The sequence below is a fragment of the Providencia alcalifaciens DSM 30120 genome, from assembly GCF_000173415.1.
Taxonomy (GTDB): Bacteria; Pseudomonadota; Gammaproteobacteria; order Enterobacterales; family Enterobacteriaceae; genus Providencia; species Providencia alcalifaciens.
In genome coordinates this window covers 121,825-146,890 of the sequence record NZ_ABXW01000004.1, presented here as the reverse complement: position 1 = coordinate 146,890, position 25,066 = coordinate 121,825, and the positions used below count along the sequence as shown (strand labels likewise).

Genomic DNA, 25,066 nt, shown 5'->3' with positions numbered 1-25,066 from the left:
ATAGTAGGGAAAACCGATGAAAATAACCCTGATTGGCTGTGGTGCTATTGGTAAACTCTGGCTAGCCGCGCTCTCCTCACAAGGACATGATATTCAAGGCTGGTTACGCATGGCTCAATCTGACCTATTTGTCGATGTCAATGAGCCCAATGGTCAAGTATTTCGTGAATTAATTCCTTGTAATAGCCACCAACACCTTCATTCGAGTGAGCTGGTCATCGTTTGTTTGAAGGCATGGCAAGTTTCAGATGCCCTATTACCCTTACTTGCAATCATTCCTGAAAGTAGCCCAATCCTCTTGCTTCACAATGGATTAGGTACATTGGAAGAGCTCGGTACATTACGTCATCCATTTTTATGTGGCGTCACAACCCATGCCGCATGGCAAGATAATAACCAAGTTTTTCATGTCGCTCATGGTGTCACTCACATTGGTGCAGTTAACTCCCTAGCGGAATCTTATTACCCGATTGCCAATATCTTACATGATGCACTACCTGACGTGGCTTGGCACAATCAAATCCTCAATACCAGCTGGCGAAAATTGATGGCCAATTGCGTCATTAACCCCCTCACTATCGAGCATAACTGTGCTAATGGAGCGCTTGTCCACTACCCAGAACAGATTGCACTACTGATTGATGAATGTTGCCAAGTGATGAGCGCTGAAGGATTGCACGCAGACAAAACAGAGCTAACTGAATATATCTATGGCATCATTCACAGCAGTGCAGAAAATTATTCATCGATGCTCCAAGATGTGCGAAATCATCGCCGAACTGAGATTGACTATATTACGGGATTTTTAATCAAAAAAGCCCGAGCGCATGGCTTAGCCACTCCCGAAAATGACCGCTTATACCATTTAATTAAAAATCGAGAACAACGTTATGACAACCTCCGTGCTGATATGCATCGCCAATGGTAGTGAAGAAATTGAAACAGTCACTACCGCCGATTTACTGGTCCGTGCCGGAATACAGGTGACATTAGCCAGTGTGACGGAAGACGGAGCATTAGAGATTACCGCATCTCGAGGTATTAAACTGGTTGCTGACCTACCTATCATCCACGTAGCAGACGAGCCTTTTGATGCAATCGTGTTACCCGGCGGTCTGGCAGGAGCAGAAGCTTTCCGTGATAGCCCTCTGGTGGTTGAAAAAGTCAGGCGCATGCATTTAGATGGAAAAATTGTAGCAGCCATCTGTGCCGCCCCTGCATTAGTTTTGGAGCACCACCAGCTATTTCCTCTCGGAAACATGACTGGCTTTCCAAGTATGCGGGACAAAATTCCAGCCCATAAATGGGTCGATAGACGTGTTTATTTCGATGAAAGAGTGAATTTACTCACGAGCCAAGGACCTGCGACGGCCTTCGATTTTGCGCTGAAGCTGATTGAATTACTGCAAGGGCGAGAAACGGCTGCCAACGTTGCCGCACAGCTCATTTTACCTCCAGGCATTAATGATTATCTTGAAGACTAGAAACAAAAAAGCGAGCTAATCCGCTCGCTTTTTCATTCGACATCACCTGACAACTTACGGGCGATAAACCTTAATATTCTCAAAACCTTGCTCTTTCAAATACAAAGCTTGTAAGCGGCTCATCACACCACGGTCACAATAGAGAAGATACGTTTTCTCTTTTGGTAAATCACCAAATTGTGTGCTCAGTTTGTAGAATGGAATGTTTTTAATTTCAATCCCTTCCAGCTTCAATGGTTTATCTTCAAACTCATCGATTGAGCGGATATCTAAGATAACTTCGTTATCTGCGGATAACTCGTTGACCATCTCAACTTCAGGCACTTTCTCAAGACTTTCTTGTGCGATTTGGCGGATATCAATGTTTTGAGCCTGCTCAATGACTGACTCTAAAATACCAAAATCAAAGTTAGCTTCTTCCGCTTCGATACGCGCTTTTACTGCTTTCACGGTAGGACTTTTCGAAATGACACCGCAGTATTCTGGCATAGTTTTTGCGAAATCTTCAGTTCCGATCTGACGGGCTAATTTGATAATGTGCTCTTTATCATGAGAAATGAGTGGGCGTAATACTAAGGTGTCTGATGCATTATCAATCAAACGTAAATTCGTCAGTGTTTGACTCGAAACCTGACCAAGCGCTTCACCAGTCACGATAGCTTGAACGCCATAACGCTCTGCCACTTTGGAGGCTGCACGTACCATCATACGTTTCAATACGACCCCCATTTGACCATCATCGATTTTTTCTAAAATCTCAGCCACAACAGGTTCAAAGTTTACTGCTATAAAACGTACTTTATGGGAGCTACCAAAACGGTTCCATAAATAGTGAGCGATTTGCTTCACTCCAATTTCGTGGGCTGCGCCGCCAAGGTTAAAGAAACAATAGTGCACGCGGCAACCACGACGCATTAACATGTAGCTGGAAACCCCGGAGTCAAACCCACCTGAAATCAGCGACAGGACATCCTCTTGCGTACCAATCGGGAATCCGCCGATACCTTCAATTCTCGCTTTTACTAGGATCAACTTGTCATCTTCAATTTCCAGATGCACGGTGGTGTCAGGATCTTTCAATCTCACTTTCGCTGAGGCGATGTGCTGATTTAAGCCGCCACCAATATAACGCTCAGCGTCAATGGATGAAAACTCGTGTTTACCACGACGTTTTACTCGCACACAGAACGTTTTGTTCTCCACCGATGCCCCGTAGGCTTCCAGTGTCATTTCAAAAATATGATGTAAACTAGTAAAAGGTTTCTCTTCTACTTCGAGAATGTGGTGAATACCCGGAATGCGGCTTAGCATGTCACAGATTTCGTCGTGTTTTGATTCCCCTTTAACACGCACTTCAATGTTATCCCAATTACGGACAACCGAGATCTCTTCGCCAAGACTCTTCAATACATTGCGGATGTTACTCGTTAAAATTTTGATAAAACGGAGTCTAACGGTTTGGCTTTTGATTGTGATTTCTGGGAATAACTTAATAATAAACTTCATAGTCGCTGCATGTTCTTGGTTAGTGGGGCAAACGGACGTTGCGAAAAAGTGACTGTTGTTCACTTTACCAGTTGTCAATAAAGAGGCGTATTATAGCACTATCTTGCGTACTGAATCTAAAAACACCAATAATAAATTGTAACCATTGCGAGACTAAGTTAGTCTGCACAATAATTAAAGTTTCCCCTCTTTTAAGTGATTTAACATTAGTGATTAACGATTATGGCTAAAGAAAAATCTCAGCAAGTTCCAACTGTTAGTTTTGAAAACTCCCTTCAAGAGCTAGAGCAAATTGTCGCTCGCTTAGAAACAGGGGAGCTTCCTTTGGAAGATGCATTAAATGAATTTGAACGTGGCGTCCAAATTGCGAAACAAGGCCAAAAAGTCCTCCAGCAAGCAGAACAGCGTGTGCAAATTTTGCTGAGCGATGACGAAAATAAAGCCCTCGACAATTTTTCACCTGATACAGAATAAACTATGCCCGAACAACATCCAGACACCTTTGCGCGTCAACAACGCCAAGCTCATGATCGCGTTAATCAGTATCTATTAACCTCATTAGATTCACTGCCTTTTGCTGATCTCCCCTTAGCACAAGCCATGAAATACGGCACGTTATTAGGGGGTAAGCGCTTACGTCCTTTCTTAACTTATGCCGTTGGCGAAATGCTCGGCGTGAGTCTTGATAATTTAGACGCACCCGCAGCCGCCGTTGAGTGCATCCACGCTTACTCGCTGATCCATGATGATTTACCGGCTATGGATGACGACGACTTACGTCGTGGGCAACCCACTTGCCACATCAAATTTGGTGAAGGTAATGCGGTACTTGCAGGCGATGCCTTACAGACATTTGCCTTCCAGTTACTGTCTAGCGCATCAATGCCCGATGTCTCCGATAAAGACCGCATTGCGATGATTGCCGAACTGGCGTATGCCAGTGGCTTAGCGGGTATGTGTGGAGGACAAGCATTAGATCTTGATGCAGAAGGTAAACGCGTTGATCTTGTTTCTCTTGAGCGTATCCACCAGCACAAAACGGGGGCTTTAATCCGTGCCGCTATTCGTCTTGGCGCCTACGCCGCGGGGCATAAAGGATATCAAGCCTTAACTAACTTAGATAAGTACGCTGAATCCATCGGATTAGCCTTCCAAGTTCAAGACGATATCTTAGACGTCATCGGTGATAGTGCAGTGACGGGCAAACGCCAAGGTGCTGATGAGCAACATGAAAAAAGTACTTATCCCTCATTACTGGGTCTGGAAGCGGCTCAAGAAAAAGCCAAAGAACTCTATCAAGATGCGATCACTGCTTTAGAATCATTACAATCCCAAGGCTACAATACGGATTTGTTAAGAGCTTTAGCCAATTTTGTCATTGAGCGCAAAAGCTGACAATATGTTTTGCCTTTTGGTATGCATAAGACCGATAATTATAACATTGATTACCTAAACAACCTTGAGCTGTTGTGACGACTTACAAAATGCGTTTAACGAAGAAAAATCACTGTCACCAGCCGCTCAATGTTAACAGGCATCGCCCTAATTAATTTAAGTAGTGAGCACCTAATGAGTATAGATACCGCTAAATACCCAACGCTGGCACTTGCAGAGACGCCTGATGAACTGCGCCTTTTGCCAAAAGAGAGCTTGCCAAAGCTTTGTGATGAACTGAGACAATTTTTACTAAATAGTGTAAGTCGCTCGAGCGGTCACTTTGCATCAGGACTGGGGGCTATTGAACTCACCGTTGCTCTACACTATGTTTACAAAACCCCGTTTGATAACCTTGTTTGGGATGTTGGGCATCAAGCTTACCCACACAAAATTTTAACGGGTCGCCGTGATAGAATTGACACTATTCGTCAAAAAAATGGGTTACACCCCTTTCCATGGCGCGCAGAAAGCGAATATGACATTTTAAGTGTTGGTCATTCCTCAACCTCCATTAGTGCCGGTTTAGGTATGGCTATCGCCGCAGAAAAAGAAGATAAAAATCGCAAAACCGTTTGTGTCATTGGTGATGGTGCGATTACCGCAGGAATGGCATTCGAAGCCATGAACCATGCCGGCGATGCAGCGCCCGATATGCTGGTGATCCTCAATGATAATGAAATGTCCATCTCTGAAAACGTTGGTGCTCTGAATAACCACTTAGCCCATTTACTTTCTGGCAAGCTGTATACAACGCTGCGTGAAGGTGGAAAAAAAGTTTTCTCTAATATTCCACCAATCAAAGAGTTACTCAAAAAAACCGAAGAACACATCAAAGGCATGGTTGTCCCTGGTACCATGTTTGAAGAATTGGGCTTTAACTACATAGGTCCTGTCGATGGTCACGACGTTATTGCGCTGATCCAAACGCTAAAAAATATGCGTGAGCTAAAAGGACCACAATTCCTGCACATCATGACTAAAAAAGGTCGTGGTTATGAGCCGGCCGAAAAAGACCCAATTAGCTGGCACGCAGTACCTAAATTCGACCCAGCCACTTTTACGTTACCAAAAAGCAAAGATACCAGACCGACATTCTCAAAAATTTTTGGGGATTGGCTGTGTGAAGAAGCAAAAGATGATGACAAGCTCATGGCAGTCACCCCTGCCATGCGCGAAGGCTCTGGTATGGTACGTTTCTCAAAAGAGTACCCAGACCAATACTTTGATGTGGCGATTGCTGAACAGCATGCCGTTACATTCGCTGCAGGTCTTGCTATTGGGGGCTATAACCCAATCGTAGCTATTTACTCGACCTTCTTACAACGTGGCTATGACCAAGTCATTCACGATGTGGCTATCCAAAAACTTCCTGTGATGTTTGCCATTGATCGTGCAGGTATCGTTGGTGCTGATGGTCAAACCCATCAAGGGTCATTCGATATTTCATTCTTACGTTGCATCCCAACAATGGTCATCATGACACCAAGCGATGAAAACGAATGTCGCCAAATGCTACATACTGGGTATCATTATCAAGAAGGTCCAACCGCTGTACGCTATCCGCGAGGTGCTGGTACTGGTGCAGAATTAATGCCATTGACACCACTCGAAATTGGGAAAGGAATTGTCCGCCGCCAAGGTGAAAAAGTGGCTATTCTCAGCTTTGGTACACTGCTCAGCAATGCACTCGAAGCCGCAGAACAAATCAACGCAACGGTGGTTGATATGCGTTTTGTGAAACCTTTAGATGAAGCCTTAATCCTTGAAATGGCGAATAGTCATGACATGCTTGTGACATTGGAAGAAAATGCGATTATGGGTGGAGCTGGAAGCGGTGTGAATGAATTCTTAATGAAAGAGAAGAAAGTTCTCCCTGTACTGAATTTAGGCTTACCGGATTTCTTTATTCCTCAAGGGACACAAGATGAGTTATTGACTGATCTGGGCTTAGATGCCATAGGGATCGTTAACGCGATAAATGCTTATCTGAATAAATAATTTTGTAAAATAAGGCGTTAACTCAGTAACGCCTTATTAATCCGCAAAACCATCTCATTCTTAGCGCATGATTATAGACAGTTCCGCACTACCGCTCACTTTACCTGCAACGTTATTACCCCGAGAATAAAGTTCATAGACCAATTCATTATTAATACCCACACTTGCCTGTTGAGCGGTAATTTTGGCTAAATCAATTGGGCGCTGATCTAAAGTAATCGGTGTTTTATTGCCATTAACCATGACATACATTTTGACGTATGCCCCTGGTTTTTGCTGTGTATCGAGCAAATTGATTTCCAAACTATTACCCGAATAATATTGCGGCTTCACATTACCCGATAACGAAATAGTTCCAGCGATTTTATTCGTCACTTGGTCACAATTTACCGACATGTTATTTTTCACCGTAGCCAGTAATTCATTACTTCGACTACTCGCACTGTGAGAACCAAAATTCACATACGTTGGTGTGTTCAATGTGCAAGTTAACCCCGATACGATAATGTCCATTGGTTCATTCGCCCTAACCATTATATGGGTTGCGGCAGTACCAAATTTAAGATAATCCTCAATCATGACCCCAAAATATGGTGACGATATTCTATAAAAACCACTTCGTTGATTACCTGTTCCATAAATTAACATACGCCCAGTCAGGGTAACAGAATGACGAATAAGATTTCCTGTCGGTGTGCTTTGATAAGGCTTCCATAAGCAATTGCTGTCCACTCCTAATTGCTCATTAGTTCCAGAACCCCATCCACTAAAATATCCAGCAATGGTATCTACATAACGACCACTGATGAATTCTGTTCTTTCATCAACAAACGTAAACTCTGGGACCAAAATCATTTCATCGCCGCCATCAAGTTTAAGGCCTGTCACACCATCAATAACACCAAAGAAACTATTCGGCGCGCACCAAAAATTATTACGTCCATTCGAAGAACCTCCAGCATTATAAAGATAGACATATGAATATTCCCTTATACCACTCTGACCAATACCACTATAACCCCCCACTGTTTTAGTGTATTCACCATAAACACCAATTAATCCTCGCCCATTGAGGACTGTCACCGTTTTCGAAAAGCTGGGGGCATTCACGATTAAAATGAACAAACCGCTCAGTAATACGCTTTTCAGCCTCATTAATATCTTCTTCGTCATTGTATTCATTCTCATAAAACATCCAGCCCACTTAATGGCATAACAGTGTTAAATTACGTAACGATGAATACGCGTTCTCAACGGATTTCTCCATTTCAAAAGGCGCTTCACAACGCTCGGAGCCACTTTTGCCCCACTTAATTACCAACTGTCCTGACTCGGGTAATCCGCTTAAATAAACCCGTCCGTTATCACTGACAATGCCAGAGATGATAGCCTCTTCTGCAGCCTCATTTTGGTGAAGCGATGCAATAGCACCCATCGGTATATTGTGCGGCTGCTGTAGGGTGATCATGGCTTGATAGCCTTTTAATGTTTTAAAATGAGCACTCACAATCGCACCTTTTGTTGGATAGAGGTTCAACGCATTTTCTTTACTCTCTACGTTTTCAGGCAGTGTATGCACATCTAAACTTGCGACGTTTTGTGCATAATCCGACAAATGAGGGAGTACACCGTAACCATTCAAATCAATGACTGTTGAGCCGTTATTGACTTTTGTTCCTGCTGCATCAGGGGCATACACTACCGCAGCTGAATTTCCTATATATTGGCTCAAAGAGACGCCACCGGCGTGAATAATCATGCCACCTGACGCGTTGGCATACATGAGTTGGCTATCACGACCATAGCTGTATCCACCACCGAGGTATCCTTTACTACCTTGATAGCCCAAACTTAACGAGCTCATCATGCTCTGATCTTGGTTATCGCCACTCTCAGTCAACTGATAATTAAGTTTATTTTCTAGCAATTGACCATTAATCCCGACCTGCTGATAGGTACGCCCAGTATTATCATGGCTGACTTGAAAAGTGCTGTTAATGTTCTCAATACTTTTGTGACCACTGAAAATACTGAACGGAATGCTCATGTTCACACTCACTTGCTTATTTTCAGGCCAATTTCCATTACCTTCAGTACGGCTGATGCTGTAATCAATACCGTAGCTAACGCCATGATAAAAACTGTTATAACCCAGACCCAGTGTCGTGACTGTATCCGCTTTCCCCCAGTAATCACTGCGCATCCCACGTAAGTAGATAGAACCCCACTTGCCTAATGACTGGTTGATATATGTTTGAAAGCTACTGCGCTGGCGACCATTAAGCCACGGTGCGACGTTTTCCTTTAATTGGTATCCAGCTTGGTTGAAATCTGCAAAGCTGTAATACTCTTTCGTCGAATAACGTAGTGCTGTTAAATCCACAGATGTCCCACTTTCCGATAGGTTTTTAGAATAGCGAACACGAAAAGATTGACCTTGTTTACGTTCATTAAAAATCGTGGTTTGAGCGTGCGTCATATCCATAGAAAGCGCACCAAATGCGCCCAATGAAATCCCTGTCCCGATCATTCCACTCCAGTAGTTATTCGCCCCTAATAATCCGGTGTAAACCGTGATAGCTTTTGGCAACCCATAAATCAGTGTTCCCATCATGAAATGCTGCTCTTTAGAGCCGTCCGTGATCCCTCCATCATACTGACCCGCAGCAATTTCATATTTTAAGCCACCGACACGCTGCATAACGGGCAGTGAAGAGAACGCTTGTGTAAATACACGTGTAGAACCGTCTTCCTCTTGAATGGAAACCTCTAAGTCCCCGGCAGCTCCTGTCGGATAAATGTCATTAATCACAAACGGTCCCGGAGCCACATAGGTTTGGTAAATAATATTGCCGTTTTGCCTGATGATAATTCGTGAGTTCGACATCGCGACACCGCGAATCTCCGGTGCAAATCCACGCTCCCCTCTTGAGAGCATTTGTTCGTTAGACAATAAACGAATGCCTTTAAATGGAACGCTATCAAACACATCATTCAGCGTACTGGTTTCACCCACCACCAACTCAGAGCCTAGGCGCTGAATATCTCGAGAAAGGATGGTACGTGAAAATTTACTTTCCCGATGGTGAGTGCTATACCCACTGTGCTTCGACTTATTTTCCATATATAAAAAATTAGAACGTAAGCGCCATGCCGCAATGTTAAGCCCACCGCTCATATTGGCGTACAAGGAATTCACTGTGTTTTTACCGCTGATTTGGGAACCACTAAACTTTTGTTTGCTACCATTCAGCTGATAGTTAAAGAGCAATGCCGTGATCCCCTGATCTAACAAGCTAGGATCTACCGCTCCGCGTGCTTTATGGCGCATAGCAACCTGTGGAATATTGATATTCAAATCCAACTTAGCGACATCAAACTGGATTTGAGAATCAGGCAGTGCCTCTTTTAAAGAAAGGATCGGCTCATCCTTAGGCAAAGATTTCAATGTCGGTATGCTATCCACATTAACCCCATATTCATCCAATAAGGCTGGCGTGATTTCAGGTACAATATTGCCCTGCTCATCCGCAGAGAAATGGATCTCTTTCTGCCCTTGATCTTCCTTGTTAATTCGCAAGGTGACCACATAACGACCTGCCGTCACTGATTCAGAACGTGTAAATGCCGACAGATCAATGCTGTCTACACGGGTTCCCTCTGGCAAGTTCAATAGCGTCGGGTCAAAATAAGGCTCAGCCAAGACATTACCGGTTGATAAACAGCATGCTAGCGCAAAAGCTATCGGGATAATGGCAAAAGGCATCTTGTGCATTTTAAGATTCATTGGCGCCCCTTACTTCCAGCTTTGTCGGGATACTGTATTCGTTCAATACTCGCCATGTAACCGTGCCAGAGACGGACTTATCTAGGTCAATTACCTGTTTTCCAAAAGGGGCTATACCATGAGTAAATTTTTCTACCGGTACGTCATAATCCCCTACCGATAATGTTGCTAATGTCATGGATAATGGTGTCGGATTATTAATGATGACCTTATTGCCTTGCACAACTACGTCTAATTTTTCAGTTTGAGAATCTAAACGTAACGCGTCAATTTGCCTTGGACGATATAACATTTTTAAATAAATGGTTGGTGCCAGAATAAACTGCGATGGCGCCTGATGATTCGATTCTGATTCTGGGATAACCTTTAAAGCAACGTAAAAAACCGTTTCCCTGTCCGTTGCCAGTTTTCCTTCATTTACACGTTGAATACGCCAATTAAAACGCTCATTAATCCCTAATTTATGTAATGGCGGCGTAATTAAAAAAGCATCATGGCTCTTCCCCAAATGCTCAACGACAGGCAGACCGCTTTGACTATCCGTCGAGATGATTTGTGCCTGAATCAATGCTGCTTTTGACGTGCCATTCTGTAAACCTGTGGAAATACCTTTGGGATTACTTTCCAAATAAACCAACCGTTCTGGAGAAAAATGAAATCCTTCATTAATCTCTGAGGCAAAGGCATGGTTCAGCAGCAGCATAAAAACAAGACCGTACAATAATTTTATTACTGACATAACTGCTCCTTGTTATCCTTCACAGAACCTGAATAAAGTGCCGTGTCACCCCCATAATCATTAATTGCTTGCCAACGCATGGGGGCTTGCACCGAAATCGAGTCTGAAATCGCTAATTTTTGTTGGCTAAAAGGCGAAAGCATCGTTCCGGCTAGCTGAGGAAATATACGATTTCCCACCCTAACGTCACTGAGCGTAATGAAATATGGCGAGTGATTCACAACACATAAACCGTGAGATAATGCGTAAAATTGCACATTTGCCACCGCAAAATCAGGAGATTGGGCAAACTCAACGGGACGATAAAACAGTTTAATCACTAAGCGTGTGCCAATAGATAATTGTGCTGCAGCATCTTCCGTTAATTCCGGTGAAACACCGGGGATCGCAATCACGCTAAAATAGAAAATAGATTCTCTATCTTGAGGTAATGAGTCGGGTGAAGTTTGTAATAGCACTTTCATCGTTTGCTGTTTATTCGCATCCAAACGATACAATGGTGGAATAACAGAAAATAATGAGGATTCTTGGGTTCCAGTAGGCGTATTAAATATGCCTGATTGAATTAAATAAATATCATCGCTGTCGTTAGTTAATGTCACTGACTGCTGAGTATCTGAATCACTCCAAATAATACGGCTTTTTTCTAGACGTAATCCAGCCTGTGCTGAATTAACATTAATGCTAATTAACAGCACAAATAAGCGAAAAATAAAAAATAGGGATCCTGTTTTCTTAAACATACTCAAAATTATTCCGTTATTTTTATTATTAATAAGCGTGATTAACCCGCGTACTATTCAGTACGCTAAAATGGTAAACATCATGGTGGCTTTAAATGTGCCTAATTGAATTTTTTGAACGTTTTGGCAATTGCCGCATGAAAGTGCAGTCACCACGGTGATTTGATTTCCTTGGTTATGGGTTGCGGATAAATCCCAGACGGAATCACCGCTAACTTTATTTTGTCCACCCGCTTTTAGCCGAATACCAACTCCACCTGAACTACCACTTTCCTTAAATAACGTTTCACCGTTCATGATTTGAGTCGGGCCTGTGACAATCACTTTGCTCCCACTTAATGTGCCAAGACCGGAGCAGTTTGCTAAGGTTAAAGAGACATTACGATTAAGCGCTGTACTCTTTCCCGAATCATTATCGACAATGGTTTGAGGTTTCACTCTCCCATAAGCAATCACGCTTTCAGAAAGATTGATCTCACATGTTCGCTGGTATAAGTGGGCATCAAAATTAATGCTGACTGAATTTGGAGCAGCCAATATTCCTTCTGAAAATCCCCACAGTGGCACCATAAGAAAATAGAAATATTTGCTCACATCGCCTCCGGTTATGGCATAACAACAGTAAACAGAATTGCCGCTTTCACCGCACCAGCTGTCACTGTGTTATTACCAACTTGGCGGATAAACCCGACTGTAAACGGCTTTTCTCCCTCATTAATGTCAGGTGGTAAGAATATTGAATCACCATTCACCACGGTTTTACCTGTGTTGTAATACCCAGAAAGATTTTTTACAGAACCTTCTTTCAGCATAAAACCAACCCCTTTAGCGCCTGTAAAATCTGCCGTTAAAAACAAGTTGGTATCTGTTGCAGTGCTTCCCGTCACGTTGACTTCAGGACGAGCATTGGTTTCATAGCCCGTACACGTATATTTCAAGCTTAACCTCTGTAAATCCACGGCATCGTTTGCAACAAACTCACCGATTGATGGGCGTCTTTTAAACTCAATCAATGAGGGACTCACCGAAATTGCACACTCACCCGCATTGTCTATTTCAGCGATTAACTCAAGGGTGTTACCCGCATGCCCTAGAGGCATCATCATGATGGAAAACACGCCAGCGAGAAGCATCCATCGATGCTGATAAATGCTACGGTCGTGAATACTCACTTCTTCCTCCAAGATCATTGATAACTGCCCACACTTTTTTACCTTTTTTCACGGACAGTGAATAATTGATACTGGCAAAAGGCGCAATCATGGTGTTGTTCAGATCAGGGTTTAACGCAACAGCTTGTCCCCCCACACTCAATGATGACAATGTGATGTAATACGGTGATGGATTAACCACGTTGATCCCATTAGCTGTTTCCTCAAAGAGCAGACTGCTATGCGCTTGCTCTACCGTTAATGGCAGGTTTTTTGGGCGGTAAAAGACTTTAATGACACTCTCTAACGCGATTTTAACGTCACCTTTCATTGACGTTTTTTGCAGCTCACCATTTTTTTCACTCGCCGCAATCGCTCTGGCGTGAAAATAGAAGATAGACTCACGATCTTTAGGTAATCCCGCAACCTGAGCACCTTCAACTAAGCGAACATCACGCTGTTGTTTTGATGCCAGATAGAACATAGGAGGAAGCACATCTAAAGTTTGGTCTTGGCTCGCACCTTTGGCTATTTTAGTCAAATAAACCTGAACCAAATATTCTTCCTTCTCTGTAGTATTTCGAAGCGTAACTGGAACAGATTGGCTATCTTGGGGGAAAATAACTCTCGTGGCATTAATCCCCACCCCCGCTGCACAAGTTGTGTCTATCTGAATAAAACATAGCGTCACAATAATTGGTAATGCGCGTAGTAACGTTAATAATTTCATTTTTATCTTTAAGTCATGAATAAAATTGTGAAATGGCAAAAAGCGGCCATTTCACTGCAAACCTTACTCGTAGCTAACAGAGAAAGTGATTGGCGCTTCAATACGCTGAGAACCCGGCTGAAGCATGGTAGAATTCAGAGCCACCGTCATCGGGATCACGGCTGAACCATTTTGAGCAACTGTCTTAATACTCTCTAATGGGATCGTTGAGTTTGGTTTTACTGGTTTACCATCTGCGGTCACTTCTACCCCCACAGTTCCTTTATCGATGTTATTAAATAAAGCGGTATTTGTAGCCAAAGCAGTACCTTTCGCATGCATTTGTATAAATTTACCGTCTTTACCATCGAATGCTTTACCACAGTTCGATAAACTCATATCGAAAGCACGAGTACTACCTGCAATAACACCTGCCGCTTTAATATCTGAAGAAATAAAAGTACCTAAATCAATACCGGTATTTGATACGATTAAATCACACGTTGCAGCAGCGATATTTCCAGTGACAGTGATCTGTGCGTTAGTTGCAGACATTGCCACACCCGAGAAACCTAAGCCAGTCGCTATAAATAATACGGTTAGATTTTTTTTATTAAAAAACATAGTAAACCCTTAATAAGAATTAATATAAAATTGAGATAAATAAACCTTCATCAAAATAAAATTTTTAATGGTTTTTTATTTAAAGAATAACAAGCAAAATAGATAAACTTAATTCTTCTAAAAATAACGTACATTTTATAAAAATTAATTCTTGCTTGTTATTTTTAAACATATTACTTGATGAATATGAATTGGTACATGTACTTAGAGAATCGCAGCTGTAACAATTTGTAAATTTCCATTTCAAAATAAAAACACATATTATTGGTGTTTTTAATTAAGTAGTTCAATAATGCGCTATTTTTACTTATCAAGCTTCGACATTAATGATATTAATGACGTTGATATAAACTACATATCAATGTGTAATAGAAATTATGTTCAATTAGATAATTAATAAATCCATAGATAATATCGCGTATACATGAATTTTACTCAGTTAGTTTTCCCTACAAAAAAGAAAAAATAAATTAGATACCATTATTTAGAGGTTAAATTTAATTCTTGGTTTTTACATTTTGAAACAAATGATGATTAAAATACAATCACGGTAAAATTAATTATTACAAATAAAAAAAATAAAATTAACTATATTCACAAAAAAACGAATTGAAAATAATTTAACTTAATCAAAAAGCCCTAGTATTTAACTAGGGCTTTCATTATCTAAAAATACCAATTATCGTGATAGGCTAATTGAAAAATTAGAAAGGCATCACTTGATAATGGACCAATAACCAAATTGTCAGATAGGCAAATATCGCAGCAATGATGTCATCAATCATGATCCCGAATCCACCACTGACTCGACGATCAAAAATACGGATTGGCCAAGGCTTCCACATGTCGTAAACACGGAAAATTAAAAATCCAGTAATCACCCATTGAACGCTGACAACAGGGATCGCCATGAGCGTAATCCACATACCGATAAATTCATCCCACACAATACTTCCATGGTCATGAATCTTCATATCATCGGAAGTACGCTGGCAGATCCAACATCCAAACCAGAACCCAACCACGATAATAACCCAGCAGCTCCACATCGGCAGATGACTCATTAATAGCCAGAATGGAATAGCCGCTAATGATCCCATTGTGCCAGGAACAATTGGCGATAAACCACTACCAAATCCTGTAGCAAGCAAATGCCACGGATTTCGCATATTCAATCGTTTTTTTGCTGCTGCTTTTTCTTGTGTGGTCGCCATGGACATTTTCCTAAACAAAATGATCAAAGCCTTTGAGATTAACCTCAACAGCTTGATTATCACAAAAATAGCTGATCCCTTCAGATTGTGGTCTGATCTGACCAATACATGTAAAGCCTGCCCCTGTATGTGCTAAAGCGACTTCTAACGCACCACGATTCATTTCAGGTACCGTAAAACAGAGTTCATAATCTTCACCGCCACTTAATGACCAAACTCGAGCTTGATCGACGGAACAGTTCGCCTTTAAAGCTTCTGACTGTGGCAAAGCATCAAGATTAATTCTCGCGCCACAACCACTGGCTTTGAGTATATGGTTAAGATCGGATACTAGACCATCAGAGATATCTATCGCAGAGGATGCAAGATTACGTAAAGCCTGACCTTGCAAGATACGAGGTTGTGGCCGTAAATGACGACCAACCAACCACTGTTTCTGTTCACGATTTTCAGGATGCAATTTATCTTGTAGTATCGCTAATCCCGCAGCACTATCTCCCAATGTGCCGGTAACATAAATCCAGTCACCATTATGTGCACCGGAACGCGTTAATGCTTTTCCAGCGGGTACGAGACCATGCACGGTATACGTTAAACTCATTGGACCCCGAGTTGTATCTCCGCCAATCAGTTGCATACCATAGTAATTCAATTGTTCAAACAACATATCACTAAAGGATTGCAGCCACTCATGATCCACGCTTGGTAAAGTTATAGCTAAAGAAACCCAAGCAGGATCCGCCCCCATTGCAGCAAGGTCGCTTAAATTTGAGGCGAGAGATTTATAAGCAAGGTCAGCAGGAGAGATATTGGGTAAAAAATGAATACCAGAAACTAGGGTGTCAGTACTCACAGCAATTTGCTGTTTTTCGGGGATAGTCATTAGCGCACAATCATCGCCAATACCGATATTAACATCACGTCGGTTTACAGGTTGACGATTAAAAAAACGTGCGATGAGGTCAAATTCGCCATATGACATGGTAGATTTTCCATTTTCGCTATGTCTGATTTTAAATAAACTGAAAAACCAGACATAAGTACTAGAGTAGACTGGAACCCAGCCTACTCATTGTGACTCACGTATTACAGGAGGGAACCTGATTATGTTTATTTCTTACGACGTACTACAGGCGCTGCTTTATCTAACACACCGTTGACAAACTTATGGCTATCTTCAGCACCAAAAACTTTAGCTAATTCAATACCTTCATTTATCGCAACCTTGAAAGGTACATCTTGTCTATAGCTTAGTTCATACATCGCGACACGTAAAATTGCTTTCTCAACTTGACCTAACTCCTCTAATTGACGAGATAAGTAAGGTGACATTAATTGATCCAGCTTCGTGGCATTGTTCGCAATACCAGAAATTAATTCACGGAAATAGTTTACGTCAACGTCAGACATGTCCTGTTCAGCAATAAACTCATATTCCACTTCGGCAATAGGATTACCGGATAATTGCCATGAATAAATGGCCTGTACAGCACACTCACGAGCGCGGCGACGAGCAGCAGGTTTCACAAGATTCCCCTTAAATAAAAAAACTACACAGCATATTCCGAGCTCATTGAGCCCGAAATATGACGCGCATTATTTGCCTTTTACAGCTTTAATCACATTAATCATTTCGAGCGCAGTCAGTGCAGCTTCTGCACCTTTATTACCTGCTTTAGTCCCTGCACGCTCAATGGCTTGTTCGATATTTTCAGTGGTTAACACACCGAAAGTCACAGGAACTTCGCTGTTCATTGCAACTTGAGACAACCCAGAGCTGCACTCACCAGCAACAAATTCAAAGTGAGCAGTCCCGCCACGAATAACGGTACCTAATGCGATAACTGCATCATATTTTTTGGTTTCGACCAGTGCTTTTACAGTCAATGGTAATTCATATGCACCAGGTACCCACACAACAGTGATGTTGTCTTGAGCAACTTGACCAATACGCTCTAACGCGTCAACAGCACCGTCCAGCAGGCTATCATTAATAAAGTTGTTAAAACGAGCGATAGCGATAGCAACACGCGCTTTTGGCGCAGCAACAACACCTTTGATTACGTTCATAATCTTCCTCAAATATTAATTATAACCCGCGGGGCGCGGATTTTATCACATTCTTTAGGTAATCGTATGAGTGAATTTCAGCAAACAGCTAAAAAAAACGCATTTACCATACAGGGCGCAACCTTACACGAAGGTCACTACCGACTTTTTCAACGTCAGTAAATTCAAATTTAGGCGCATCCGATAATGCGCTTAATTCAGGGAGGCTCACTAAACCACGTGCCGCATCCCCAAGTAATTTCGGTGCAATATACACAATTAGCTCATCGACTAAGCCTAATTTCAATAGCGAACCCGCCAGTTTAGCCCCAGCTTCAACCCAGATGCTATTCACATTGCGCTTCGCTAATTGCATCATTAAGATGACTAAATCGATACCATTGTCATCCGCAGGGATAGCGAGTTGCTCAACATCACCTTGCCATGTGACTGCTGTGTCTGGCGTCGGGCGGACTAACCAACATTCCCCCTCTAGCTGAGTGACTTTATGATCAGGGGTGATGCGATTATGGCGATCTAGCACAATACGAATTGGCTGACGCAGCGTCTCTTCTGGGTACTTTGCTTGAATATCCTCAGGTAACTCATTCCAACGTACGGTTAAAGCTGGATCATCCGCAAGAACCGTATTGCTGGTACTCAAAATCGCACTCGCTTGAGCACGTAATACCTGAACATCTTTACGCGCCGCAGGACTTGTGATCCATTTACTTTCCCCATTCGCTAAAGCCGTTTTGCCATCTAATGAGGCTGCCAGTTTTAATTGAATGTAGGGAAAAGCGGTACGCATGCGTTTTAAAAAGCCACGGTTAAGTGCTTCAGCTTCTTCCAGTAAAATATTGCTAGCCGTTTCAATGCCCGCTTGATTGAGCATATATAAACCTCGCCCAGCGACTTGTGGGTTTGGATCTTGCATCGCGGCAACAACACGACTAATTCCGGCATTAATTAAAGCTTCCGCACAAGGCGGAGTACGACCGTGATGGCTACAAGGCTCAAGGGTCACATAGGCTGTCGCACCTTTTGCTTTATCCCCAGCCATACGCAATGCATGCACTTCAGCGTGAGGCTCGCCCGCTTTTTGATGATAGCCTTCACCCACAATCTCGCCGTCACGGACAATGACGCAACCCACATTAGGATTCGGCGATGTGGTAAAGCGCCCTTCTTTTGCCAATTCAAAGGCTCGCGCCATGTAAATACGGTCTTGTTCAAGCATCAATATTAGTCCTGTAACTTAGCAATTTCTTCGCCAAATTCACGTACATCCTCAAAGCTACGATAAACCGAAGCAAAACGAATATACGCTACTTTATCGAGTTTTTTGAGCTCATCCATCACCAAATTACCGATCAACTTGGAAGGCACTTCACGCTCGCCTGTTGCACGTAGGTGGGATTTAATAGAAATAATCGCTTGATCAATAGCATCAGAGCTGACAGGACGCTTTTCTAATGCTTTTAGCATACCTCGGTTGAGTTTTTCTTCATCGAAGGGCTCGCGTATGTCGTCACTTTTAATTACCCGAGGCATAACAAGTTCCGCCACTTCAAAGGTGGTGAAGCGTTCATGGCACACCAAACATTGGCGGCGCCTGCGCACTTGAGAGCCTTCACCAACCAGACGCGAGTCGATCACTTTCGTATCTACAGCTGAGCAAAATGGGCAATGCATAGGAATTCCTGATTATATTTATAGGGTAGGTAGTGTAACTCAGTCCTGAAATGAAAAACACCCTGCAAGTAGAACTCGCAAGGTGCTTTCAACGCTTTATACTACGCAAAAATTAAGGCAGTAAAGACTCTTGGTCCGCACCTTCTTTCTCGACTTTCGCCTGAATTAAGTGCTCACGCTTCATACCCATCTTCAGTGCTAATGCAGAAGCTACGTAGATAGATGAAATCGTACCGATAGTCACACCGATTAACATAACCAGTGAGAAGCCTTCTAACATTGCGCCACCAAACAGATACAGCATCAGAACCACTAATAAGGTTGTTGCTGATGTCATGATGGTACGGCTCAATGTTTGAGTCAGAGATACGTTCATAATTTCATAAGGCGTACCGCGACGAATCTTACGGAAATTCTCACGGATACGGTCCGAAACTACGATGCTGTCGTTAAGGGAATAACCAATAACAGACATCAATGACGCCACGATAGTCATATCAATCTCAATATGAAATAGAGACAGAATACCTAATGTGATCACCACGTCATGAGCGAGCGCCAATACAGCTCCTGCCGCCAAGCGCCATTCGAAACGGAAACCAACGTAAATCAGGATACAGATCAGCGCCGTTAATAACGCTAGTGCCCCTGTTTGTGCTAACTCAGCACCTACACTTGGTCCCACGAATTCAATACGCTTAACCGTCGCTTGCTCATCAACGTTTTTATTGATGATAGTAATGATCTCTTTACCCACTTCTTGACCCGCTACACCTTCAACAGGTGGTAAGCGGATCATGATGTCACGGCTGCTACCAAAGTTTTGGATTAATGGATCTTTATGATTCGAGTTAGATAGGCTATCACGAATTTTATCCAAATCAGCAGGTTGGCTAAGGTTGATTTCAATGACGGTACCGCCCGTAAAATCAAGTCCCCAGTTAAAGCCTTTAACACCGATAATCACACAAGAAGCGATCAGTAAAATGATAGAAATACTAAAGGCAACGTTGTCCCAGCGCATAAAGTCATAAACTTTACGACCATAGTTCAATTGTTCAACAGTATAATCCTGTGCCACAACGTGCTCCTTAAATTGACAGCTTATTAATACGTTTACCACCGTATAGCAGGTTCACGATTGCACGTGTACCAACAATAGCTGTAAACATAGAGGTTGCGACACCAATCGCTGTCGTAATCGCAAAGCCTTTAATCGACCCTGTACCCACTGCGTACAAAATAATTGCCGTGATCAGCGTCGTTAAGTTTGCATCGGTAATACTTGAGAAGGCGCCTTTATACCCTTCGTGGATCGCTTGCTGTACCGAGCGCCCATTACGCAGTTCTTCTTTGATACGTTCATTTATAAGAACGTTAGCATCGACGGCAACCGCAAGGGTTAAGACGATACCTGCAATACCTGGCATAGTCAGTGTTGCCCCTGGTAACAGAGACATAATACCCACGATCATCACCAAGTTTGCCATCAAAGCACTACTCGCGATCAAACCAAATTTACGATAGTAAATAATCATAAACAGGATAGAGGCTAACAGACCTGCGATACACGCTTTCAGACCTTGCTCAATGTTTTGCATACCCAATGTTGGACCGATTGTACGTTCTTCAACAATTTGGATTGGTGCAATCAGCGCACCTGCACGCAACAGCAAGGATAATTGACGCGCTTCGTTTGCGTTATCAATTCCTGTAATACGGAACTTACTACCGAAACGAGCTTGAATACGTGCAGCGTTAATCACTTTCTCATCTTTGACTAAAATCGCACGACCCGCAGCATCTTTTTTACCACTGTCTTTGTACTCAACGAACAGGGTTGCCATCAGCTTGTCTTGGTTGTCACGGGTAAAATCAGACATGATAGAGCCACCTGCACTATCAAGACTAATGCTGACCTGTGGGTAACCATTTTCATCCGTTTCAGACGTTGAGTCAGTGATGTGGTCACCCGTTAAAACAACACGCTTATACAGAACATAAGGCACGCCATTACGGTCAGATTTGAGTTCTGAATCACCCGGAATACGTCCACTTTCTGCAGCTGAGCTATCCACACTTGTATTGACTAAACGGAATTCTAAGGTTGCAGTTGCACCTAAAATTTCTTTTGCACGCGCAGTATCTTGGATACCTGGCAATTCAACAACAATGCGATCCGCACCTTGGCGTTGAACCAATGGTTCAGCAACACCTAATTGGTTAACACGGTTACGGATGATAGTGATGTTTTGAGAGACGGCATAGTTACGTGCTTCACGTAAGCGCTCATCAGTCATAACAGCAATCATGGTGTTATCGCTGCCATCAGAAAACACTAAATCTGGGTATTTACGCGCCAGTGTTTTCTCAGCAAGACTGCGATCATCAGCGTTACGGAAGCGAACTTCGACGCTATAATCACTGCCTTTACGAATAGAAGAGTACGCAATACCTGCTTGACGCAAGTCATTACGCAAACCATCCATGTTTTGTTCCTGCAATTTACCTAATGCAGTGTCCATATCAACTTCCATCAGGAAGTGAACCCCACCACGTAAGTCCAGACCCAGCTTCATCGGTTCACCACCGAGAGCTTCAAGCCATTTTGGTGTAGCAGGTGCAAGGTTTAATGCAACAACATACTGGTCACCCAACGCGTTCATGATAACTTCACGAGCACGTAACTGAACGTCAGAGTTGTTGAAACGGGCTAAAATCGCCCCATTCTCAAGAGCAACAGATTTGCTCTGAATTTTATCTGTTTCTAAAGCTTTTTGGACTTGGATCAGCGTTTGTTCATTGGCGGCGGTTCCCCGCACGCCAGTGATCTGAACAGCCGGATCCTCACCATATAGGTTTGGAAGTGCATACAGCAAACCGATGAGGATCGCAGTGATCAACATCAGATACTTCCATAAAGGATAACGGTTTAGCACGGCAGTTCCCTTCGGGAAAATTCAGAATTAGATTGCTTTCATTGTGCCTTTAGGTAGAACAGCAGCAACGAAATCACGTTTGATAGTTACTTCAGTGTTCTCACTCAGTTCAAGAACAACATAACCTGTTTCAGACACTTTAGTTACACGACCGATTAAACCACCCGTTGTTAAAACTTCATCGCCTTTAGCGATTGATTCCATCAGTTTACGGTGATCTTTAGCACGTTTTTGCTGTGGACGCAGGATCATGAAATAGAAAATCAGCGCGAAAACAACCAGCATAATAATCAGAGAGTACGGGCTACCTTGAGCGGGTGCGCCTGCTGATGCAGCTGCTTCAGAAATAAAAAAACTCATTCAACTTTCCTCATTGTTATTGAAAGCAATTTCAAACTTACACTTTAACTAATTCAAGTTACATAAAATACATCAAACCATTATGTAACTAGAACTAAAAACTATAATTTGCACTAAATAATTCTTTTGGCTGATGCCAATAACCACAATTCAGCTGCAAGAACGAAGGGTACAGCCCGATATGCTACACAGATCGGGCTAACTTCGCACTTTAAATTCACGCTCTATTTAATGAAGGCTGAGGTTTCCCAATCTTCTGATAGAAATCGGCAGCAAACTGCTCAAAATTGCCAGCTTCAATCGCTTGGCGAATACCTGCCATTAAGCGCTGGTAGTAACGTAAATTATGAATGGTATTGAGACGCGCACCCAAAATTTCATTACAACGGTCAAGATGGTGCAAATAAGCACGGCTATAATGACGACAAGTATAGCAGTCACACTCTTCATCAAGTGATGAAGTATCTGACTTATACTTCGCATTACGAATTTTTACCACGCCGTTAGTGACAAACAAATGCCCATTACGTGCATTTCGAGTTGGCATCACACAGTCAAACATATCAATGCCACGACGCACGCCTTCAACTAAATCCTCAGGTTTACCAACGCCCATTAGGTAACGCGGTTTTTCCGCTGGAATTTGCGGGCATACGTGTTCTAAAATGCGGTGCATATCTTCTTTTGGCTCACCCACTGCTAGGCCGCCTACAGCGTACCCATCAAAGCCGATTTCCACCAGCCCTTTCACGGAGATATCGCGTAAATCTTCGTAAACACTGCCTTGAATAATTCCAAACAGGGCATTTTTATTGTTTAGCTCATCAAAACGTTGGCGGCTACGTGCAGCCCAACGTAATGACATTTCCATTGATGTTTTGGCGTAATCCCAATCGGCTGGATATGGTGTACATTCGTCAAAGATCATGACGATATCAGAACCAAGATCGTACTGAATTTCCATCGATTTTTCAGGACTTAAGAAGACTTTTTCGCCGTTAATTGGATTACGGAAATGAACGCCTTCTTCTTTAATTTTACGCATGGCGCCAAGACTAAAAACTTGGAAACCGCCGGAGTCCGTTAAAATCGGACCTTGCCATTGCATAAAATCGTGCAGGTCACCATGCAATTTCATGATCTCTTGACCCGGACGTAACCATAAATGGAAGGTATTACCCAGTAGAATTTGTGCGCCAGTTTCTTTCACTTCTTCAGGGGTCATCCCCTTCACTGTGCCATAAGTTCCTACTGGCATAAACGCGGGGGTTTCAACCACGCCACGTTCAAAAATTAGGCGACCACGACGCGCATTACCGTCGGTTGTCTGTAATTCATATTTCACGTTTTATCTCCTAGCATCAGAAAAACAGTCTGGTGCTATTGGTTACTGAATCTAAGCGAGCAGCGACGCCGCCACTTATTCTTGTTCTGCCGAGCCGACTTGCTCAAAACGAGCATTCGCATTTGGCGTAATAAACATAGCATCGCCATAACTAAAGAAACGGTATTTTTGCTCAACCGCTTCTTTGTAGGCTCGCATGGTGTTTTGATATCCCGCAAACGCAGAAACCAACATAATCAACGTGGATTCTGGTAGGTGGAAGTTAGTGATCAGGGCATCAATCACTTGATATTCATAACCCGGATAAATAAATATCTGGGTATCATCAAAGAATGGAGCAATTAAAGCATTTTGGCTGGCTTTCGCGGCGCTTTCAAGTGAACGAACAGATGTAGTTCCCACCGCAATCACACGATTTCCACGCGCTTTACATGCCAACACAGCATCGACCACCTCTTGCGGCACCTCTGCATATTCAGAGTGCATAATATGGTCTTCGATGGAATCAACTCGCACAGGTTGGAACGTGCCCGCACCGACATGCAATGTCACGAATGCCATCTCAACGCCTTTTTGACGTAATGCGTCTAATAACGGCTCATCAAAGTGTAAACCCGCTGTTGGTGCAGCAACCGCACCTGGACGTTGGCTATACACCGTTTGATACAGCTCTTTATCAGACTCTTCATCTGGACGGTCGATATACGGTGGCAATGGCATGTGCCCAATTTGGTTAAGAATGCTCAACACATCACGGGCATCATCAAAGCGCAATTCAAATAGAGCACCATGACGAGCAACCATTGTTGCGTTCACACTTTCATCTTCACCAAGCAATAATGCCGCACCTTCCTTCGGTGCTTTAGACGCTCTAACATGAGCCAAAACACGGTGCTCATCAAGCATACGCTCAATCAGAACTTCAATTTTACCGCCGCTCGCTTTACGACCGAACAATCTAGCAGGGATCACTCGAGTGTTATTGAACACCAGCAAATCCCCTGGCTCCAATTTTTCAAGAATATCGGTAAACACACCATGCGTAAGCTGTCCCGTGGCACCATCAAGACCAAGTAAGCGACATGAGCTACGCTCAGCCTGAGGATAATGGGCAATAAGTTCTTCTGGTAATTCAAAAGTAAAATCGGATACACGCATTGTATTAACATCAATCTAAAAAAATAAGGCGACTAGTCTAGTGCTGCACTGTCTTTGGCGCAAGAAATAAGCGCCATTTAGTATAAAAAATAAGCAATATTGCGCAAATATTTTCTGAAACCGCACGG

General features: G+C 42.8%; 25 protein-coding genes. 5 read left to right on the top strand and 20 right to left on the bottom strand.

Features of this window, described 5'->3' with window-relative positions; genetic code table 11:
* The first annotated feature begins 16 nt into the window (after positions 1-16).
* Complete coding sequence (panE, locus tag PROVALCAL_RS01055; protein ID WP_006657205.1) at positions 17-928, top strand: 2-dehydropantoate 2-reductase; 912 nt, start codon at positions 17-19, stop codon at positions 926-928.
* The gene (gene yajL, locus PROVALCAL_RS01050; protein ID WP_006662777.1) at positions 891-1,484 is read left to right on the top strand and encodes a protein deglycase YajL; all 594 of its coding nucleotides are present in this window, start codon (positions 891-893) and stop codon (positions 1,482-1,484) included. The genes panE and yajL overlap by 38 nt, the downstream gene beginning before the upstream one ends.
* 54 nt (positions 1,485-1,538) lie before the next feature.
* Here the strand turns inward: yajL and thiI are convergent, their stop codons facing one another.
* On the bottom strand, positions 1,539-2,990 hold the full coding sequence (thiI, locus tag PROVALCAL_RS01045; RefSeq protein WP_006657203.1) for a tRNA uracil 4-sulfurtransferase ThiI: 1,452 nt from the start codon (positions 2,988-2,990) through the stop codon (positions 1,539-1,541).
* Positions 2,991-3,212: 222 nt separating this feature from the next.
* Here thiI and xseB point away from each other — a divergent pair, with 222 nt between their 5' ends.
* The 3 genes from xseB to dxs all read left to right on the top strand — a co-directional run bounded on the left by xseB (position 3,213) and on the right by dxs (position 6,425).
* A complete protein-coding gene (gene xseB / locus PROVALCAL_RS01040) occupies positions 3,213-3,464 on the top strand; it encodes an exodeoxyribonuclease VII small subunit (protein ID WP_006657202.1) in 252 nt (83 codons plus the stop codon).
* A gap of 3 nt (positions 3,465-3,467) precedes the next feature.
* Positions 3,468-4,385, top strand: a complete 918-nt coding sequence (ispA, locus tag PROVALCAL_RS01035) for a (2E,6E)-farnesyl diphosphate synthase (protein ID WP_006657201.1) — start codon at positions 3,468-3,470, stop codon at positions 4,383-4,385.
* A gap of 174 nt (positions 4,386-4,559) precedes the next feature.
* The gene (dxs, locus tag PROVALCAL_RS01030) at positions 4,560-6,425 is read left to right on the top strand and encodes a 1-deoxy-D-xylulose-5-phosphate synthase (protein WP_039861413.1); all 1,866 of its coding nucleotides are present in this window, start codon (positions 4,560-4,562) and stop codon (positions 6,423-6,425) included.
* A 60-nt stretch (positions 6,426-6,485) separates the two neighbouring features.
* Here dxs and PROVALCAL_RS01025 read toward each other — a convergent pair whose 3' ends face one another.
* The 19 genes from PROVALCAL_RS01025 to queA form a co-directional block, all read right to left on the bottom strand.
* Positions 6,486-7,580 carry a hypothetical protein gene (locus tag PROVALCAL_RS01025; RefSeq protein ID WP_226890330.1) on the bottom strand — a complete coding sequence of 365 codons (1,095 nt, stop codon included), beginning with the start codon at positions 7,578-7,580 and terminating at the stop codon, positions 6,486-6,488.
* A gap of 49 nt (positions 7,581-7,629) precedes the next feature.
* Positions 7,630-10,212, bottom strand: a complete 2,583-nt coding sequence (locus PROVALCAL_RS01020; protein ID WP_006657198.1) for a fimbria/pilus outer membrane usher protein — start codon at positions 10,210-10,212, stop codon at positions 7,630-7,632.
* Complete coding sequence (locus tag PROVALCAL_RS01015) at positions 10,202-10,951, bottom strand: fimbrial biogenesis chaperone (RefSeq protein ID WP_006657197.1); 750 nt, start codon at positions 10,949-10,951, stop codon at positions 10,202-10,204. Before PROVALCAL_RS01015 ends, PROVALCAL_RS01020 begins: the two co-directional genes overlap by 11 nt.
* Entirely contained in the window at positions 10,942-11,694 is a 753-nt protein-coding gene (locus PROVALCAL_RS01010) for a fimbrial biogenesis chaperone (protein ID WP_006657196.1), read from the bottom strand. The genes PROVALCAL_RS01015 and PROVALCAL_RS01010 overlap by 10 nt, the downstream gene beginning before the upstream one ends.
* A gap of 57 nt (positions 11,695-11,751) precedes the next feature.
* The gene (locus tag PROVALCAL_RS01005) at positions 11,752-12,288 is read right to left on the bottom strand and encodes a fimbrial protein (RefSeq protein ID WP_226890331.1); all 537 of its coding nucleotides are present in this window, start codon (positions 12,286-12,288) and stop codon (positions 11,752-11,754) included.
* 11 nt (positions 12,289-12,299) lie between these two features.
* The gene (locus PROVALCAL_RS01000) at positions 12,300-12,866 is read right to left on the bottom strand and encodes a fimbrial protein (RefSeq protein WP_226890332.1); all 567 of its coding nucleotides are present in this window, start codon (positions 12,864-12,866) and stop codon (positions 12,300-12,302) included.
* Complete coding sequence (locus PROVALCAL_RS00995) at positions 12,847-13,575, bottom strand: fimbrial biogenesis chaperone (protein WP_006657193.1); 729 nt, start codon at positions 13,573-13,575, stop codon at positions 12,847-12,849. The genes PROVALCAL_RS01000 and PROVALCAL_RS00995 overlap by 20 nt, the downstream gene beginning before the upstream one ends.
* Before the next feature lie 63 nt (positions 13,576-13,638).
* Complete coding sequence (locus PROVALCAL_RS00990; protein WP_006657192.1) at positions 13,639-14,178, bottom strand: fimbrial protein; 540 nt, start codon at positions 14,176-14,178, stop codon at positions 13,639-13,641.
* A 704-nt stretch (positions 14,179-14,882) separates the two neighbouring features.
* Positions 14,883-15,392, bottom strand: a complete 510-nt coding sequence (gene pgpA, locus PROVALCAL_RS00985) for a phosphatidylglycerophosphatase A (protein WP_006657191.1) — start codon at positions 15,390-15,392, stop codon at positions 14,883-14,885.
* 10 nt (positions 15,393-15,402) lie between these two features.
* A complete protein-coding gene (gene thiL, locus PROVALCAL_RS00980; RefSeq protein WP_006657190.1) occupies positions 15,403-16,374 on the bottom strand; it encodes a thiamine-phosphate kinase in 972 nt (323 codons plus the stop codon).
* Positions 16,375-16,502: 128 nt separating this feature from the next.
* On the bottom strand, positions 16,503-16,919 hold the full coding sequence (gene nusB / locus PROVALCAL_RS00975) for a transcription antitermination factor NusB (RefSeq protein ID WP_006657189.1): 417 nt from the start codon (positions 16,917-16,919) through the stop codon (positions 16,503-16,505).
* A gap of 69 nt (positions 16,920-16,988) precedes the next feature.
* Positions 16,989-17,462, bottom strand: a complete 474-nt coding sequence (ribH, locus tag PROVALCAL_RS00970; RefSeq protein WP_006657188.1) for a 6,7-dimethyl-8-ribityllumazine synthase — start codon at positions 17,460-17,462, stop codon at positions 16,989-16,991.
* A gap of 103 nt (positions 17,463-17,565) precedes the next feature.
* The gene (gene ribD / locus PROVALCAL_RS00965; protein WP_006657187.1) at positions 17,566-18,681 is read right to left on the bottom strand and encodes a bifunctional diaminohydroxyphosphoribosylaminopyrimidine deaminase/5-amino-6-(5-phosphoribosylamino)uracil reductase RibD; all 1,116 of its coding nucleotides are present in this window, start codon (positions 18,679-18,681) and stop codon (positions 17,566-17,568) included.
* Positions 18,682-18,686: 5 nt separating this feature from the next.
* The gene (gene nrdR, locus PROVALCAL_RS00960) at positions 18,687-19,136 is read right to left on the bottom strand and encodes a transcriptional regulator NrdR (RefSeq protein ID WP_006662792.1); all 450 of its coding nucleotides are present in this window, start codon (positions 19,134-19,136) and stop codon (positions 18,687-18,689) included.
* Between the two features lie 112 nt (positions 19,137-19,248).
* Complete coding sequence (gene secF, locus PROVALCAL_RS00955; protein ID WP_006662793.1) at positions 19,249-20,217, bottom strand: protein translocase subunit SecF; 969 nt, start codon at positions 20,215-20,217, stop codon at positions 19,249-19,251.
* Positions 20,218-20,227: 10 nt separating this feature from the next.
* Positions 20,228-22,075 carry a protein translocase subunit SecD gene (gene secD / locus PROVALCAL_RS00950; RefSeq protein ID WP_006662794.1) on the bottom strand — a complete coding sequence of 616 codons (1,848 nt, stop codon included), beginning with the start codon at positions 22,073-22,075 and terminating at the stop codon, positions 20,228-20,230.
* 27 nt (positions 22,076-22,102) lie between these two features.
* A complete protein-coding gene (yajC, locus tag PROVALCAL_RS00945; RefSeq protein ID WP_006657183.1) occupies positions 22,103-22,435 on the bottom strand; it encodes a preprotein translocase subunit YajC in 333 nt (110 codons plus the stop codon).
* A 217-nt stretch (positions 22,436-22,652) separates the two neighbouring features.
* Positions 22,653-23,780: a tRNA guanosine(34) transglycosylase Tgt gene (gene tgt, locus PROVALCAL_RS00940; RefSeq protein WP_006657182.1), complete on the bottom strand. Its 1,128-nt coding sequence runs from the start codon at positions 23,778-23,780 to the stop codon at positions 22,653-22,655.
* 75 nt (positions 23,781-23,855) lie between these two features.
* On the bottom strand, positions 23,856-24,938 hold the full coding sequence (gene queA / locus PROVALCAL_RS00935) for a tRNA preQ1(34) S-adenosylmethionine ribosyltransferase-isomerase QueA (RefSeq protein WP_006657181.1): 1,083 nt from the start codon (positions 24,936-24,938) through the stop codon (positions 23,856-23,858).
* Positions 24,939-25,066: the final 128 nt, after the last annotated feature.

Coding starts and splice junctions, on each gene's coding strand:
- panE (WP_006657205.1), top strand. CDS start 17: ATGAAAATAACCCTGATTGGCTGTGGTGCTATTGGTAAACTCTGGCTA.
- dxs (WP_039861413.1), top strand. CDS start 4,560: ATGAGTATAGATACCGCTAAATACCCAACGCTGGCACTTGCAGAGACG.
- ribD (WP_006657187.1), bottom strand. CDS start 18,681: ATGCTTGAACAAGACCGTATTTACATGGCGCGAGCCTTTGAATTGGCA.
- PROVALCAL_RS00990 (WP_006657192.1), bottom strand. CDS start 14,178: ATGTTTTTTAATAAAAAAAATCTAACCGTATTATTTATAGCGACTGGC.
- PROVALCAL_RS01010 (WP_006657196.1), bottom strand. CDS start 11,694: ATGTTTAAGAAAACAGGATCCCTATTTTTTATTTTTCGCTTATTTGTG.
- PROVALCAL_RS01015 (WP_006657197.1), bottom strand. CDS start 10,951: ATGTCAGTAATAAAATTATTGTACGGTCTTGTTTTTATGCTGCTGCTG.
- thiL (WP_006657190.1), bottom strand. CDS start 16,374: ATGTCATATGGCGAATTTGACCTCATCGCACGTTTTTTTAATCGTCAA.
- ispA (WP_006657201.1), top strand. CDS start 3,468: ATGCCCGAACAACATCCAGACACCTTTGCGCGTCAACAACGCCAAGCT.
- thiI (WP_006657203.1), bottom strand. CDS start 2,990: ATGAAGTTTATTATTAAGTTATTCCCAGAAATCACAATCAAAAGCCAA.
- PROVALCAL_RS00995 (WP_006657193.1), bottom strand. CDS start 13,575: ATGAAATTATTAACGTTACTACGCGCATTACCAATTATTGTGACGCTA.
- queA (WP_006657181.1), bottom strand. CDS start 24,938: ATGCGTGTATCCGATTTTACTTTTGAATTACCAGAAGAACTTATTGCC.
- yajC (WP_006657183.1), bottom strand. CDS start 22,435: ATGAGTTTTTTTATTTCTGAAGCAGCTGCATCAGCAGGCGCACCCGCT.
- nrdR (WP_006662792.1), bottom strand. CDS start 19,136: ATGCATTGCCCATTTTGCTCAGCTGTAGATACGAAAGTGATCGACTCG.
- yajL (WP_006662777.1), top strand. CDS start 891: ATGACAACCTCCGTGCTGATATGCATCGCCAATGGTAGTGAAGAAATT.
- xseB (WP_006657202.1), top strand. CDS start 3,213: ATGGCTAAAGAAAAATCTCAGCAAGTTCCAACTGTTAGTTTTGAAAAC.
- pgpA (WP_006657191.1), bottom strand. CDS start 15,392: ATGGCGACCACACAAGAAAAAGCAGCAGCAAAAAAACGATTGAATATG.
- PROVALCAL_RS01020 (WP_006657198.1), bottom strand. CDS start 10,212: ATGAATCTTAAAATGCACAAGATGCCTTTTGCCATTATCCCGATAGCT.
- PROVALCAL_RS01025 (WP_226890330.1), bottom strand. CDS start 7,580: ATGAGGCTGAAAAGCGTATTACTGAGCGGTTTGTTCATTTTAATCGTG.
- ribH (WP_006657188.1), bottom strand. CDS start 17,462: ATGAACGTAATCAAAGGTGTTGTTGCTGCGCCAAAAGCGCGTGTTGCT.